The organism is Streptomyces sp. NPDC001502, assembly GCF_042894785.1.
GTDB classification, from domain to species: domain Bacteria; phylum Actinomycetota; class Actinomycetes; order Streptomycetales; family Streptomycetaceae; genus Streptomyces; species Streptomyces kutzneri.
On sequence record NZ_JBIAVW010000007.1, the window covers coordinates 355,386 to 369,247 of the forward strand.

At 73.4% G+C, this 13,862-nt stretch carries 14 protein-coding genes; 7 read left to right on the forward strand and 7 right to left on the reverse strand.

Features of this window, described 5'->3' with window-relative positions; translation table 11 throughout:
- Positions 1-28: 28 nt before the first annotated feature.
- From ACFY0D_RS15110 to ACFY0D_RS15125, 4 genes are all read left to right on the forward strand, one after another.
- On the forward strand, positions 29-703 hold the full coding sequence (locus tag ACFY0D_RS15110) for an AIM24 family protein (protein ID WP_301365491.1): 675 nt from the start codon (positions 29-31) through the stop codon (positions 701-703).
- On the forward strand, positions 700-1,509 hold the full coding sequence (locus ACFY0D_RS15115) for an ATP-binding cassette domain-containing protein (protein WP_390798823.1): 810 nt from the start codon (positions 700-702) through the stop codon (positions 1,507-1,509). The genes ACFY0D_RS15110 and ACFY0D_RS15115 overlap by 4 nt, the downstream gene beginning before the upstream one ends.
- 80 nt (positions 1,510-1,589) lie before the next feature.
- Positions 1,590-2,156: an ABC transporter gene (locus tag ACFY0D_RS15120; RefSeq protein ID WP_390798743.1), complete on the forward strand. Its 567-nt coding sequence runs from the start codon at positions 1,590-1,592 to the stop codon at positions 2,154-2,156.
- Positions 2,157-2,356: 200 nt separating this feature from the next.
- On the forward strand, positions 2,357-2,857 hold the full coding sequence (locus ACFY0D_RS15125; RefSeq protein ID WP_390798744.1) for a hypothetical protein: 501 nt from the start codon (positions 2,357-2,359) through the stop codon (positions 2,855-2,857).
- A 48-nt stretch (positions 2,858-2,905) separates the two neighbouring features.
- Here ACFY0D_RS15125 and ACFY0D_RS15130 read toward each other — a convergent pair whose 3' ends face one another.
- Genes ACFY0D_RS15130 through ACFY0D_RS15140 form a run of 3 tightly spaced genes read right to left on the reverse strand, consistent with a single transcriptional unit; the run spans position 2,906 to position 6,524 of the window.
- Positions 2,906-3,892, reverse strand: coding sequence for a TolB family protein (locus ACFY0D_RS15130; RefSeq protein ID WP_390798745.1), 987 nt, complete (start codon positions 3,890-3,892; stop codon positions 2,906-2,908).
- The gene (locus tag ACFY0D_RS15135; protein WP_390798746.1) at positions 3,889-5,157 is read right to left on the reverse strand and encodes an MFS transporter; all 1,269 of its coding nucleotides are present in this window, start codon (positions 5,155-5,157) and stop codon (positions 3,889-3,891) included. The genes ACFY0D_RS15130 and ACFY0D_RS15135 overlap by 4 nt, the downstream gene beginning before the upstream one ends.
- Positions 5,157-6,524: a discoidin domain-containing protein gene (locus ACFY0D_RS15140; protein ID WP_390798747.1), complete on the reverse strand. Its 1,368-nt coding sequence runs from the start codon at positions 6,522-6,524 to the stop codon at positions 5,157-5,159. The genes ACFY0D_RS15135 and ACFY0D_RS15140 overlap by 1 nt, the downstream gene beginning before the upstream one ends.
- A 245-nt stretch (positions 6,525-6,769) precedes the next feature.
- Between ACFY0D_RS15140 and ACFY0D_RS15145 the strand changes: the two genes are divergently transcribed.
- Positions 6,770-6,976 (forward strand): hypothetical protein, encoded by a 207-nt coding sequence (locus tag ACFY0D_RS15145; RefSeq protein WP_390798748.1) that lies wholly within the window; start codon positions 6,770-6,772, stop codon positions 6,974-6,976.
- Positions 6,977-6,995: 19 nt separating this feature from the next.
- Here the strand turns inward: ACFY0D_RS15145 and ACFY0D_RS15150 are convergent, their stop codons facing one another.
- The 4 genes from ACFY0D_RS15150 to ACFY0D_RS15165 all read right to left on the reverse strand — a co-directional run bounded on the left by ACFY0D_RS15150 (position 6,996) and on the right by ACFY0D_RS15165 (position 11,045).
- Entirely contained in the window at positions 6,996-7,910 is a 915-nt protein-coding gene (locus ACFY0D_RS15150) for a polysaccharide deacetylase family protein (protein WP_390798749.1), read from the reverse strand.
- Positions 7,911-7,969: 59 nt separating this feature from the next.
- On the reverse strand, positions 7,970-9,010 hold the full coding sequence (locus tag ACFY0D_RS15155; RefSeq protein WP_390798750.1) for a PPK2 family polyphosphate kinase: 1,041 nt from the start codon (positions 9,008-9,010) through the stop codon (positions 7,970-7,972).
- Between the two features lie 86 nt (positions 9,011-9,096).
- The gene (locus tag ACFY0D_RS15160) at positions 9,097-10,464 is read right to left on the reverse strand and encodes an alkaline phosphatase PhoX (protein WP_390798751.1); all 1,368 of its coding nucleotides are present in this window, start codon (positions 10,462-10,464) and stop codon (positions 9,097-9,099) included.
- Between the two features lie 20 nt (positions 10,465-10,484).
- The gene (locus tag ACFY0D_RS15165; protein WP_390798752.1) at positions 10,485-11,045 is read right to left on the reverse strand and encodes a hypothetical protein; all 561 of its coding nucleotides are present in this window, start codon (positions 11,043-11,045) and stop codon (positions 10,485-10,487) included.
- 248 nt (positions 11,046-11,293) lie between these two features.
- Here ACFY0D_RS15165 and ACFY0D_RS15170 point away from each other — a divergent pair, with 248 nt between their 5' ends.
- Complete coding sequence (locus ACFY0D_RS15170) at positions 11,294-12,607, forward strand: cytochrome P450 (protein WP_390798753.1); 1,314 nt, start codon at positions 11,294-11,296, stop codon at positions 12,605-12,607.
- A gap of 39 nt (positions 12,608-12,646) precedes the next feature.
- The gene (locus tag ACFY0D_RS15175; RefSeq protein WP_390798754.1) at positions 12,647-13,837 is read left to right on the forward strand and encodes an amidohydrolase family protein; all 1,191 of its coding nucleotides are present in this window, start codon (positions 12,647-12,649) and stop codon (positions 13,835-13,837) included.
- Positions 13,838-13,862 lie beyond the last annotated feature (25 nt).

Here is a 13,862-nt window from a genome sequence, read left to right on the forward strand (position 1 = left end):
GTGGTCGGCCCGGGTGAGGATCGAAGCCATGAAGAGTGATCTTTTCGCGTCCGAGAACCTGGCCCAGGCAGCCGTCGCCCCCGGCATGACCCTGCAGAACGCCAAGTCCGTGAAGTACAACGTCAACGGTGAAATGCTGGCCCGGCAGGGCTCGATGGTCGCCTTCCGCGGCAACCTCCAGTTCGAGCGCAAGGGACAGGGCATAGGCGGCATGCTCAAGCGCGCCGTGACGGGCGAGGGCCTCGCGCTCATGTCCGTACGCGGCCAGGGCGAGGCCTGGTTCGCCCACCGGGCGGGCAACTGCTTCATCATCGACTTCGAGCCCGGTGACGCCCTCACCATCAACGGCCGCAACGTGCTCTGCTTCGACCCGACCCTGTCCTACGAGATCAAGATGGTGAAGGGCGCCGGCATGACCGGCGGCGGACTCTTCAACAGCCTCTTCACCGGCACCGGCAAGCTCGCCGTCGTCTGCGACGGCCACCCGATCATCATCCCGGTCACCCCCCAGGCCCCGGTCCACGTGGACACGGACGCGGTGGTCGGCTGGAGCGCCCAGCTGGAGACCGGCCTGCACCGCTCCCAGTCGGTCGGCTCGATGATCCGCGGCGGCTCCGGCGAGGCCGTCCAGCTGAAGCTGAGCGGCGAGGGCTTCGTCATCGTCCGCCCGAGCGAGGCCGTCGAGACGGCGGCCGCACACTGAACCTGACCGGTGTGGGCCGCCGCTACGGACGGCGCCGGCCCTGGGTGCTGCGCGGCATCGCGCTGGACCTCCCGCGCGGCGCCCTCGTCCGCGTCGAAGGCGGCAACGGCGGCGGCAAGTCCACCCTGCTACGGCTCGTCGCCGGCATCGAGGCCCCGACCGAGGGGCGCGTCAGCGGCCGCCCGCCCCGCACCGGCTACGTGCCCGAACGCTTCCCGGCGGCGCTGCCGCTCACGGCCGCCGGCTACCTGACCCACATGGGCCGGGTGCACGGGCTGCCGCGCGCCGAGGCGGCCCGCCGGGCGGCCGACCGGCTGGAGCGCTTCGGCGCCGCCGCGTACGCCCGCACCCCGATGGCCGAACTGTCCAAGGGCAGCAGTCAGAAGGTGGCCGTCGCGCAGGCCCTGCTCGCCGAACCGGGGCTGCTCGTCCTCGACGAGGCGTGGACCGGCCTGGACGGCTCCGCCCGGGAGGAGCTGGACCGGGCCGTCGCCGAACGCACCGCCGCCGGAGGCACGGTGGTGTTCGTCGACCACGACCCGCGGCGGCTCGCGGGCGCGGCCGACGCCCACTACCGGGTCGAGGGCGGGGCGCTCGTACCGGTGTCCGCGGCGGCCGGGCCCCGCGTACGGATCCACGCGATCGGCCCGCCCGGCCGAACCCCGCCCCCGGACCTCGCCGCTTCCCCGGCACCCGGCGGGGGAGTGCTGCTCACCGTGGAAGCCGAACGCTCCGACGCGGTCCTGCGCGACCTGCTCACCGCCCGGCCGCCCTGGCACATCCGCGCCGTGGAGGAACTCCCCTGACCGCCCTGCTCCGATACCAGGGCGCCCTGCTGCTGCGCTCCCAGCGCTGGCTCGCGCCCCTCCTCACCTACGCCGCCTTCGTGGCCGTCGCCATCCGGCCGGGCGACCCGGTGCCGGACTCCCTCGGCCTCGCGGCCGCCGGACTGGTCCCGGCCACCGCCTGGCTGGTCCGGATCTGCGTGAGCGCCGAACCGGACGCGGCCCGCGACTGCACGGCCGCCGCGGCCGGTCCCGTACGGGTGCACGCGGCGGCCCTGCTCACCGCGTCGGCCGGGGCGCTGCTCGCCGGGGCCGGGGCGGCGGCCGTGGCCCTGCTGACCGGCGACCGGGCCGGCGCCGGCGTCGGCGCGGCCGCCCTCGCCGGGGCCCTCGCGATGGCGGCCTGCGCACTGACCGGCGCGGCCGTGGGCGCCCTGTGCAGCCGGCCGCTGGTCCGGCGCCGGGGCTACGCGGTCCTGGCCGGGACCTTCGGCTCCCTGCTCGCCCTGGTCCTCGCGGTCTCCCCGGCCCGCGGCGCGGTGTCCGCCCTGGTCACGGCGGGACGCTCGGGGACGGTGCCGCTGCCGTTCACGGCCCTGGCGGGCGCGCTCCTGCTGGCCGCCGGCGCCGGCACGACGGCCTGCCTGACCGCCGCGCGGCGGCGCTAGGGGGTGTCTCATGGACACCCATCGGCGGCTGCCGGGCAGATGGGCGCCTGGTCGCCGCCATTCGAGGCCTCCCGCGGTTCCAAAGAGTGATGATATGTAACCTTCGGTGAGCATCCCGTGGCGAGCGGGGATACCCCTTCCCGTAGAAGTGGCCACGCCGTGCAGGTCACGGAAGGCCTCCCCTCCAGGAAAGGAATCGCATGAGGAAGCTGGCTTGGGCTGCACGGGGCATGTCGGCCGTATCGGGAGCGGTGCTGCTCGGGGCACTGATGGTCCCGTCCGCGGTCGCCGACGACACTCCGGGGAGCACTCCGACCCCCAATAGTTCCGTGACAGACCAGGGCAAGAAGTGCGGTGCCCGCGACGTCAGCTCCGCGGCTCCGGACTTCATCAACTTCCCGACCCCCGTGATCTTCCGTGTCGCGACCGACGCGCAAGGCCACTCGTTCGTCAACGACAGCCGGAACCCGGGCGTGTGGGTCAACCTCGGCCTTCTCGCCAACGCCCCGAGGTGCGTCACCGACAGCGCACTGTCGGTCACCGAGGCGAACCCCGGCATCCTCTACATCACCCTGCTGGCGCAGGACGGGGTGCTGCACGAGGCCCGCTGCACCACCAGCAACACGCCTTTCACGCCGGCGAACATCGTGGCGGCCTGCGGCACCGGATTCTCGCCCCTCCCGGACACCCCCGTCCTCTGAGGCAGGACCTGACCTAGGGGTGTCCTGCCGACAGCCGGTAGGACACCCCTAGTCCACGTTCGCGGGTGACGAACCGCCCGGGACGAGGAGGGCCGGTTCGCCCGTGCCGTCGGCCCGGGCCGACCAGATGTCGCTCGCGCGGCCGTCCCGGCCCGGCAGGGCGTAGGCGAGGGTCGCGTCGTCCAGCCACGCGGCCTGGTCGTCGACGCTGTGCGGCTCGGCCAGCGGGTGTTCGCGCATCGCCGCCAGGTCGAGGACGTACAGCCGCCAGGGCGTCCGGGGGTCGTCGGAGACCTTCTTCTTGAAGGCGACGCGGGCACCGTCCGGTGACAGCGAGGGGCATTCGGCGTTCTCCCGCAGGGCCTTCGCCGACCAGGCGCGCAGGTCGCCCTCGACGAGGTGGGTGGCGCCCCGGGTGGAGACGGTGGCGTAGAAGCGGTTGTCGTCGGCGGCGAAGGTCACGCCCCAGTAGTTGACGTCCGGGTCGTGGTGGCGGGCCCCGCCGAGGGTCAGCGGGATCTGCTCGATCGACTTGACCAGATAGCCGGTGCGCAGGTCCAGGATCGCCGTCCGGGTGGAGAACGCGGCGGTGTTGTAGGAGTCGCCGGTGGTGAAGGTGGTCCAGGACAGGACCTGGCCCGAGGGCGAGACACGGGCCCGGTTCGGGATGCCGGGCACCGTCACCTTGCGGACCTCACGCATGCGCCGGTCGAGTACGAGGGCCTCCGTGCGGGCCGGGACCCCGGGCAGCTTGCGCAGGCACAGGGCATGGTCCCCGGCGGTGTGGAAGCGGTCGCAGGACGGGCCGCCGGTCACCCGCGGCAGGCCCGGGCCGCCTTGGCGCGCGATCCGCCCGCCGGCCGTGTCCCGGAAGTAGAGACCCGGTTCCAGGACGCCGAAGGAGGCGTCGGCCTGCTGCCCGGACGGCCCTTCGCGGTGCCGCGCGTGCAGGACGTAGCCCAGCGAGCCGCCCGCCAGCAGCAGGACCGCGGTGACGACGAGGGCGAGGCGCAGCCGGCGGGACGGGGGATTCACGGGGCCTCCGGGGCGGTCGGGGCGGTCGGGGGACCGGCGGGCAGGATGCGCGAGGCGGCCGCGAGGGCCCCGGCCAGCGCGAGGGCCGCGGCCCAGAGGGCGGGCCGGGGCCCCCAGAGGGTCCACGCCGCCCCGAAGCCGGCGGCGCCCAGCAGCCGGGCCAGCGCCTGGCCGGTCTGCAGCACCGCGAGCCCGCCCGCCCGGCCGGCCGCGGGGAGCGCGGGAGCGGCGAGCGCCATCAGGACCCCGTCGGTGGCCGCGTAGAAGATGCCCAGCAGGGCGAGCACCCCCACGACGGTCGGCAGGGAGACGGGGGCGAGCAGCAGGGCGTACGCGCCCAGCAGGGCGCCGTGCCCGAGCAGGAAGGCCGTCCGGCGCCCGGACCGGTGGGCGGTCCGGTCGGCGATCCGGCCCGCGGGGACGGCGAGCAGCAGGTAGACGGCGGCGGCCCCGAGCGGCAGCAGCGTGAACAGGGCGGGCGGGAGGTCGAGTCCGCGCAGGAGCAGCAGGTAGAGGAAGGCGTCGCCGATGGTGGTGGCGCCGAGCAGGGCCGAGGCGCCGAGCACGCGGCGGAACGCGGGGTCGCGCAGGACCGGTCGGCGCGCCGGGCGGGGCCCGGCCGGGGGAGCGGCGGCCGGCCCCGGCGCCGCAGGCACGTACACGACGAGCAGCAGCACACCGAGCAGGCCGGTGCAGAAACTGACGGCGAACACCGCGTCGTAGGCATCGGCGGTCGCCCACAGCACGGCGAAGGCGGCGAGCGGCCCGAGCAGCGCGCCCGTGGTGTCCATGGCGCGGTGCACGCCGAAGGACCGGCCGAGGCTCTCCGGGGGCCCGCTGAGCGAGATGAGGGCGTCGCGCGGGGCGGTACGGATGCCCTTGCCCAGCCGGTCGGCGGCGAGCGCGGCGGCGATCCCACCCGTGGCGCCCCCGGCGAGGAGCAGTCCGAGCCGGGAGAGCGCGGACAGCAGGTAGCCGGCGCCGGCGACCCGCTTGTGGTGGCCGCGGCGGTCGGCGAGCCGCCCGCCGAGCAGCCGGACGAGGGCGGTGGCTCCGTTGAACATGCCGTCCAGGAAGCCGAACTGGAGGGGGGTCAGGCCCAGGCCCAGGACGAGGTAGAGCGGCAGTACCGCCGTGACCATCTCGGAGGAGATGTCGGTGACGAGGCTGACCGCGCCGAGCGCGAGGACGGCGGCGGGGACGCGCCGCCGGGCCCCTGGGGGGCGGGGCGGCGCGTCCGGGCGGCCGTTGGCGGCCAGGTACATCAGTGGCAGCTGTACTTCGGGCTCGTGTCCTTGACCTGGCCGTCGGTGGCCACGTAGGTCCACCCGTAGCCGGAGTCGGTGAAGTCCAGCTTCACCACGCCGTACGGTCCGCTGATTCGCTTCTGGCTGTTGGGCTGGACCTCCTCGATCGGGTAGGGCTCGGCGCCGCCCATCCCGCCGACGATCTCCACGATCCCGTCGGCGGTCGCCCGGCCCTCGGGGTCCTGCGGGGCGAACCGTTCGTAGTGGTGGTCGTGCCCGTTCAGGACCAGGTCGGCCTTGGCCGCGTACAGGATCTTCCACACCGGCTTGGAGACCGGGTCGTTGCCGTGTCCGCCGGACGAGTAGAGCGGGTGGTGCCAGTAGGCCGCGATGCATTGCCTGGTGTTGGCGGCGAGGTCGGCCTTCAGCCAGGTGAGCTGGGCGGCCTGGTCGAAGGAGTTGGAGTCGAGGGCGACGAAGTGCCAGTTGCCCTCGTCGAAGCTGTAGTAGCTCTTGCCCTGCGGGTAGGCGATGCTGCCGAAGTACGACTTGTACCCGGCGAGCGGGCCGGCCGGGTCGTACGTCTCGTGGTTGCCGGGGACCGGGCGGGTCTTGGCCTTGAAGGCGCCCCAGCTCTTGTCGTAGTAGGCGCGGTAGTCGGAGAGCCGGGCGTCGTCGTACTGGTTGTCGCCCATCGTCAGGTAGAACTTCGGGTCGATCCGCTGGGCGAGCGCGGCGGTCTTGGGGTGCGCGCAGCCGCTGTCGGACGCGGTGCACTGCGCGGCGATGTCACCGGCGGCGACGACCGTGAAGGAGCCGCCCGGCGGCGGCCCGTCGCCGACGGTGCCGTACACCTCGGCCTCGAAGAGCGAGTAGCCGTACGAGGTGCCGCGCGCGGTGCCCTGGACGCGCAGGTAGCGGCCCTTGCCGGACAGGCCGGTCCAGTCGTCGGTGCCGCCGTTGCCGGCGGTCTCGGTGGCGAGCGTGGTCCAGGCGGCGCCGTCGGCGGAGACCTCGACGCGGTACGCCTTGGCGTAGGCGGCCTCCCAGGTGAGCCGTACCCGCGAGACGGTGGCCCCGGCGCCGAGGTCGACCCGGATCCACTGCGGGTCCTTGCCCTCGGCGCTGGCCCAGCGGGTGGCCGGGTCGCCGTCGAAGGCGTTCTTCGCGCCCAGCGAGGAGGACTCGGCGGAGGAGGCGGTGGCGGGCTTCCCGCGGGATATGAGGGGGTCGGCGGCGGCCCCGGCCCGTCCGGGCCAGGCCAGGAGGAGCCCGCCGACGAGGGTGAGGGCGGCGAGGCCGGTGAGGGCGGTGAGGAGGAGGGTGCGAAGTCTGCCGCGTAACAGAGGGGGGTGAGCGGAGGCGTTCAGGCGGTTCAGGCGCATACCTGGAACTCCCTGCCTTGAGGGGCGGCGAGAGCTGGACACTGGCGCGGGGCGCCGCGCCCGCCCGCGGTGCGGGCGGGGGGCGGCACCACGGCGGCCGGGTCAGAGCTCTCACTGAGCGCGTCATGCCCGTGGGGGTGGGCACCGCGCCAAGCCGCCGCCCGGGACACTAACAGGAAGGAAAGTTTCCTACCAGTACTCCGGCGGCAGTTGTCCGTAAGCCGCCCGCCGGTAGGCTCGCAGGCATGAACCAGCCGGACGAGACCCCGTCGCAGCAGACCCCGTCGTACTGCCCGGCACCGGCCGCCCCGGCCGGCCGGGTGGCGGGACCGCCGTACGCGGACTGCCTGGAGTGCGCAAAGCCCACCGAGTACGGGGTCGCCACCCCGGGCGTGGTGCTCTGCCCGGTGTGCGAGTGGCAGGAAGCCCAGCGCACCGCCTGTTCCGGCTAGAAACGGCCCGGGGCCCGCGCTATTTGCCGATCAGCTCGGAGACCTTCACGAAGCGGTAGCCGCGCTTGCGCAGCTCCGGGACGATCCGCTGGACGGCCTCCTCGGTGACCGGGGCGGCGCTGCGCGTGCAGTGCATGACCACCACCGAGCCGGGCTTCACGCCGCCGAGCACCTGCTCGGCCACGGCGCCCGGGTCCTTGGCGAAGGCGTCCCCGCTGACCACGTCCCACTGGACGGCCGTGACCTTGGCCGTGGACAGGGCCCGCAGCGCCTGGTCGTCGTAGCAGCCGCCGGGGAAGCGGAAGTACGGGACGGTGTTGACCGCGCCCGCCTGCCGGAAGGCCGCGAACGCCCGGTCCACGTCGGCGCGGGCGGCCGCGGCGTCGAGCGCGGGCAGCCCGTAGCAGGGGGACTTGAAGGCGTGGTGGCTGTACGAGTGGTTCGCGATCTCGAAGTTCGGGTCGGTGCCGATGGACTTGGCCTGGTCCGGGTACTCCTCGGCCCAGCGGCCCGTCATGAAGATCGTCGAGGGCACCTTGAGGGTGCGCAGGGTCGAGATCAGCGCGGGGTTGTCGAAGTGTTCCCCGTCCGCGGCGCGCGGGCCCTGGTCGGAGGTCATGTCGGCGTCGAAGGTCAGCGCCACGGTCTTGTCCGTCTGCTGCTTCGCCCGTTCGAAGACGGGGGTCAGGCCGTTCGGGCCCGGCGCCATGGTCGGGGGTTTGGCGGGCGCACCGGCCTGCGGGGACGCGGCGGACGATCCGGCGGCGGCGGCGGTGGAGGCCGAGGCCGAGGCGGACGCCGAGGCGGCGGGGGTGCCCATACGGGCCTCGCGGCCGGCGTCCGGCGCGCCGGCGCCGCCCCCGCATCCCGCGAGGGCGGCGCCGAGCACCGCCGTGGCAGCTGCGGCAGCTACTTTTCGTACGGAATTGGTCACGTACGCAAACTATATGACTAACTGATCAGATGAATGAACGACAGGCGGTCGGGCGGAGCTCACCCCGCCAGTAGCCTCCTGCGGCACTCCTCGACGTCGAAGTCCCCCTTCGGATACCGCGGATCGATGTCCTCCAGGTGCTCCCGCAGCAGCGTGGTGATGGCCCAGTTGCGATACCACTTGCGGTCCGCGGGCACCACGTACCAGGGCGCCGCATCGGTGGAGCAGCGCTCCAGCGCCACCTCGTACGCCTCCTGGTACGCGGGCCAGACGCTGCGCTCCTCGATGTCGCCCACGTTGAACTTCCAGTGCTTGTCCGGGTTGTCCAGCCGCTCCAGGAGCCGGGCCCGCTGCTCCTCGTAGCCGATGTGGAGGAAGACCTTCACCACGGTGACACCGTCGTCCGCGAGGGCCTTCTCGAACCGGTTGATCTGGGCGTACCGGGCGCGCACCCGGTTGCGCGGCACCAGCTCGCGGACCCGGGCGATGAGCACGTCCTCGTAGTGGGAACGGTCGAAGATGCCGATCTCGCCCGGCCGGGGGAGCTCCTGCTTGATCCGCCAGAGGAAGGGATGGCTCAGCTCCTCCGCCGTGGGCGCCTTGAAGGCCTTGATCCGACAGCCGGAAGGGTTGAACAGGCCGATCACGTGCTTGAGGGTGCCGCCCTTGCCGCTGGTGTCCATGCCCTGGAGGACGAGGAGCACCCGGCGGCGGTCCCCGGCGGTGCTCGCCGCGTAGAGCCGCTCCTGGAGGGAGCCGAGCGGCTGCGCCAGCAGAGCGGTGGCCGCCGCCCCGGCCGCCTTGCCGGTGGGGCCGCCGGGGGTCGCGGAGGGGTCGAGGCGGCCGAGGTCCGGCCGTTCGCCCGGGGTCACGCGCAGCAACTCCCGCAGCGGCCGGGCCCCGGCACCGTCGTCCTTGGAGCGCTTCCCGGGCTCGGCGGCCTTCTCCTGCTCCGGGGCCTTCTCCCGCTTCCCGGACTTCCCGGTTTTCCCGGGCTTCGCGTCCTTCGCGTCCTTCGCGGGCTCGGCGTCCTTCTCCCGCTTCTCCCGCTGCTTCCCGGACTTCACCGCTTTGCGCTTGTCGTTCTGCTTCCCGGCCATCGCTGACCACCCCAATCCCGTCGGTTCCGTACGATCTTCCAGCAGACCGAACGGGAGCGCGAGGTCAGTACGAGGTCAGTGCCAGGTCAGTGCCAGGGCCCCGTCACCGCGAACGTGGTCCCCGGCGCGTAGGCGTTCACGTACATCGTCCGCCCGTCCGGAGAGAAGGTGACCCCGGCGAACTCCCCCCACTCCGGGGCCCCCGGCCGGCCGATGTCCTCGGCGTTGCGGGCCATCGGATAGACCTCACCGCCCACCGTCACCCCGAAGACGTACTGCGCGCCGCCGCCGTCCTCGCACACCATCAGCCCGCCGTCCGGGGCCAGGCAGATGTTGTCGGGGGAGTCCCCGGGCAGCGCGATGTCGGCGGCCGGGCCGAAGCGCACGTCCAGGCGCAGCCGGGCGCGCCGCGGATCGTAGAACCACACCTGCCCGTGGTGGTCGGCGGCCGCGCCCTCGCCACTGCGCGCGAAGCTGGACACGAAGTGCACCCCGCCGTCGCCCCAGTAGCAGCCCTCCAGCTTCTGCGCGTGGGTGATCCCGCCCGGCCCGAAGTCCTGGAGCCGGATCGGCGTTCCGGCCGCCGACGGGTCCGGTACGGGCACCCACTCCACCGGGAACTCCGCCCCGGGCTCGTCCACCACCGCGAGGTCCGCGAGCCCCGGCACCCGCAGGCCCTCCAGCCGGCCCCCGGCCCGCAGCGAGCCGAGCCCGCCGAGCGGCCGCTCCGGCAGGAACCGGTAGAACAGCCCGAACGGCCGGACGAAGGCGTCCTCGGTCTCGTAGACGACCCCGCGGTACGGGTCCACGGCGACGGCCTCGTGCGCGAAACGGCCCATCGCGGTGAGCGGGACCGCGCCCGAGCGGTGCGGGTCGGCCGGGTCCACCTCGAAGACGTAGCCGTGGTCGAGGGTGTAGCCGGAGGTGCCCGCGCGGTCCTCGGTCTCCTCGCAGCTCAGCCAGGTGTTCCAGGGGGTACGGCCGCCCGCGCAGTTGACGGCGGTGCCCGCGAGGGCGACGCGCTCGCCGGTGACCCGCCCGGCCGCGTCCAGTTCCAGGGCGGTGCAGCCGCCGAGGGCCTGGGGGTCGTAGGTCAGTCCCGGGACGGCGGGGACGCGCAGGGCGGCGGTGGTGCGGTTCTCGTGGTTGCGGACGAGGCGCACGCGGCCGCCGCCGGCCTCGAAGGAGGCCATGCCGTCGCAGTTGGCGGGCGCGGGCCCCTCGCCGGAGCGCAGCGGCTCGCCCGCCCGGGAGAGCACCCGGTAGGTGAACCCGGCGGGCAGGTCGAGCAGCCCCCGCGGATCGGCCACCAGCGGCCCGTACCCGCGGTCGGTGCGGGGGGTCCGCGGGGCCCGGGCGGCGGCCCGGGAGCCACCACCGGCGAACAGTGCGCCGAGCGCCCCGGTGAAGGCGATCCCGCCCGCGGCGAGCAGGCTGCGCCGGGTGACGGGCATGGGCGGCTCCCGGGGCGGCATCAGAGCGACGGCTTGGGGCGGGTGGTGCCCGGAAGACAGGTCACCGCCCGGTTGAAGGTCTCGAACAGGCCGTCGGGGTTCTTCTTCCACAGCCACAGGTGCAGGGCGTAGTGCACCGGCTGACCGGGGAAATTGCCGGGCTTGGGGCCCTTGAAGGGGGTGGCGAACATCGTGGGGCGGTCGTCGTCCGTCGTGAGTTCCTGGTCGCGGTCGTAGAGCAGCCACTGGACCGCGACGAGCCGTTTGCCGCCGCGCCCGTCGTCCTCGTAGAACAGCGCGGCGGGCTTCGCCGGGTCGAGGGAGTTGTCGTACTTGTGATTGAAGTGCGGGTAACCGAGCGCGCCCGGGCCCGCCTTGTCGACGACGCAGTACTGGTCGGGCTTGTAGCCGTCCGCCACGGCGTTGGCGTGCACCTGGTACCGGGCCGTCGCCGCGTACGTACGGGCGAGGTCGCCCTGGGCCCGGCCGGGGCCCGTGTCCGCGGCGGCGAGGGGAGCGGTGACGGCCGCCAGGGTGAGCGAGGCGGCTGCGGTGAGGGCCGGGGCGAGACTGCGGGCCATGCGCGGGCTCCTTGTGACGGGCTGGCTGGGGGCACCTGCAGCCCTTCCCCGGGCCGCCGGGCCCGCCACACACTCGGCCCGGACGGGCGACCGCCGATCGGCTGACGGTCGGCCGGACGCGTACCCGGACCCGCCCCGGCCCCCGGCACCGCCGGCTCACTCGAACGGGAAAGGCGCCGTTTCGCGACGCATCCGCACGGGGAACCGGTGTTGTCCCCAGCAGGCGAGTGCGACGGAGGGTACGGACCATGGCGCAGCAGGATGCGGCACCGGACGGCGGCGGAGAGCTGCACGACATCGTGTCGGCCGTGTCCAGGGGCGCGCCGGAGTACCGGCAGTGCCCCCATGCGATGTACGCCGCCCTGCGCGAGCAGGCCCCGGTGTGCCGGCTGACCCCTCCCCACGGGATCGAGACGTACCTCATCACCCGTCACGACGACGCCCGCGACGCCCTGTCGGACCCCCGGTTCAGCAAGAACATGCACGGCGCCATCGACACGTACCACGCCGTGTACGGCAGCTTCTTCGACGCGCTCGACGACAACGTGCTCTTCTCCGACCCGCCCCGGCACACGCGGCTGCGCCGCGTCCTGCGGAGCGCCTTCACCCCCCGGCGGGTGGAGCAGATGCGCCCGAGGATCACCGAGATCGCCGAGAACATCCTGAGCGAATGCCGGAAGGCGGGCACGGTCGACCTCATGGCCTCGTTCGCGTTCCCGCTGCCCGTCGCGGTCCTGTGCGAACTGATGGGCATCCCGCAGGAGGACCGCCCGGAGATCCTGGAGCAGTTCGCGGTGGTGACCCGCTCCCGCTTCGACCCCAGCAGGAGGGCGGAGCTGAAGGCGGCCGAGGAACGTCTGCAGCACCGGCTGGAGCGGCTCATCTCGGACACGCGCGAGCACCCGTCGGACTCCTTCCTCAGCGACCTCCTCCAGGCGGAGGAACGGCTGGAGGATCCCGAACTGGTCGCGTCGCTGTGGGTCCTGTTCTTCGCCGGCCACAAGACCACCGCCTACCAGATCGGCAATTCCGTCCTCAACCTGCTGCTCCGCCCCGATCAGGCGGCGTTGCTGCGCGAGGACCCCGCGCTCGTCCCGCGGGCGGTCGAGGAGATGCTGCGCTTCGAGGGCTCGGTGGAGACGTCGACCTTCCGGTACGCGGCGCGGGACGCCGAGATCCGGGGCACGCTGATTCCCGAGGGATCCCTCGTGCAGATCGCGATCTCCTCGGCCAACCGGGACCCCGAGAAGTTCGACCTCCCCGACGAGCTGGACGTGACGCGCGAGGGCCTCCAGGGCACGCACCTGGGCTTCGGGCACGGAACCCACTACTGCCTGGGAGCACCGCTGGCACGGCTCGAACTCGAGATCGCGCTCGCCACCCTCCTGCGGGAGTTCCCGGACATGGAGCTCGCGGACGCGCAGGAGACCGGCAGGGCGTGGCTCAAGGGTCCGGTGCCGGCGTTCCGGGGTCTCGAACACCTCCGGCTCGTCCTGGAGCCGCGCCGCCCCGGCGCGGACCCGGACGAGTCGTCCCTGGCCTCCGTGGCCTCCGGCAGGTAACCCAGACCCGATGGGCGGTGGATTGGCATGACGGATTCCGTGAGTACCTCCGCACTGCGCCTCCTGGGGACGCCGGCGGACGAACTGCGGATCGCCGCAGTGGGCACCAGCGAGGTCATCCGGGTCGCGCGGGGCTACTCCGCACCGGGTGCGGACGCGGCGCGCACGGTCCATTCGAAGATCGACATGCATCATCACTTCTGTGCGCCGCAGTGGCGCGACTGGGCCGCGCACCACGAACTGATCAAGCCGGAACGGCTGCCCCCGTGGAGCCGGCTCGACACCGATGCGGCGATCCGCTTCATGGACGGCGCGGGCATCACGACCGCCGTCCTCAAGCCGATGCTGCCGGCGCGCTACCGGTCGTCTGCGCAGTTGCGCGAAGCCATCAACATCACGCTGCAGTCGATGATCGAGGTGGCGCAGGCGCATCCGGGAAGGTTCTCGTACTACGTGCCGCTGTTCCTGGACGACCCGGAGGCCTCGTCCTGGGCCGTGCGCCGCGGGCTCGGGCAGCTCGGGGCCGTCGGGGTGAACGTGACGGCCAACTACGGGGGCGTCTACCTCGGTGATCCCGCCTACGACCGGCTGTTCCACGAGCTGAACGAGTTCTCCGCCGTGGTGGACACCCACCCGCACAACCTTCCGGACGGCCCGCCCGGCCCGCCCGGTGGGGCTTCCGGCCCGCCCGGTGCCTCAGGCCCGCCCGGCGGTGCCTCAGGCCGGCCCGGTGGTGCCTCAGGCCGGCCCGGTGCGTCCGGCCCGCCCGGTGGGTCGACGGTTCCGGGTATCCCGAACTTCATGTGCGACTTCCTGCTGGACACCACGCGGGCCGCCGTGAACATGATCAGCCACAGGACGCTGGACCGGTTCCCGGACATCTCCGTCGTCCTGCCGCACGCCGGAGGCTTCCTGCCGTACATCGCGACGCGCCTGCAGGCCCTCGGGCGGTTCTGCGAACCGCCCGTCGAACCCGCCGCCGTCCGTGACCACCTGAGCCGCTTCTACTACGACACGGCAGGCCCCATGGCGCCCGCCGCGACCCTGCTGGAGCACGTGCCGGCCGACCACGTCCTCTTCGGCACGGACTGGCCCGCCGCCCCCGCCGACACGGTCATGGACCTGGCACTGCCCGCCCTCGAAGCCGACCCGGCCTTCACCCCGGAGCAGCTGCGGGGGATCTACCACGACAACGCGATGCGCCTGATCCCGCAACTGGCGACCGCCTGACGGGGTGCGGGCCGCGATGTGCGGT

Coding starts and splice junctions, on each gene's coding strand:
- ACFY0D_RS15110 (WP_301365491.1), top strand. CDS start 29: ATGAAGAGTGATCTTTTCGCGTCCGAGAACCTGGCCCAGGCAGCCGTC.
- ACFY0D_RS15125 (WP_390798744.1), top strand. CDS start 2,357: ATGAGGAAGCTGGCTTGGGCTGCACGGGGCATGTCGGCCGTATCGGGA.
- ACFY0D_RS15135 (WP_390798746.1), bottom strand. CDS start 5,157: ATGTACCTGGCCGCCAACGGCCGCCCGGACGCGCCGCCCCGCCCCCCA.
- ACFY0D_RS15140 (WP_390798747.1), bottom strand. CDS start 6,524: ATGCGCCTGAACCGCCTGAACGCCTCCGCTCACCCCCCTCTGTTACGC.
- ACFY0D_RS15145 (WP_390798748.1), top strand. CDS start 6,770: ATGAACCAGCCGGACGAGACCCCGTCGCAGCAGACCCCGTCGTACTGC.
- ACFY0D_RS15155 (WP_390798750.1), bottom strand. CDS start 9,010: ATGGCCGGGAAGCAGAACGACAAGCGCAAAGCGGTGAAGTCCGGGAAG.
- ACFY0D_RS15160 (WP_390798751.1), bottom strand. CDS start 10,464: ATGCCCGTCACCCGGCGCAGCCTGCTCGCCGCGGGCGGGATCGCCTTC.
- ACFY0D_RS15165 (WP_390798752.1), bottom strand. CDS start 11,045: ATGGCCCGCAGTCTCGCCCCGGCCCTCACCGCAGCCGCCTCGCTCACC.
- ACFY0D_RS15170 (WP_390798753.1), top strand. CDS start 11,294: ATGGCGCAGCAGGATGCGGCACCGGACGGCGGCGGAGAGCTGCACGAC.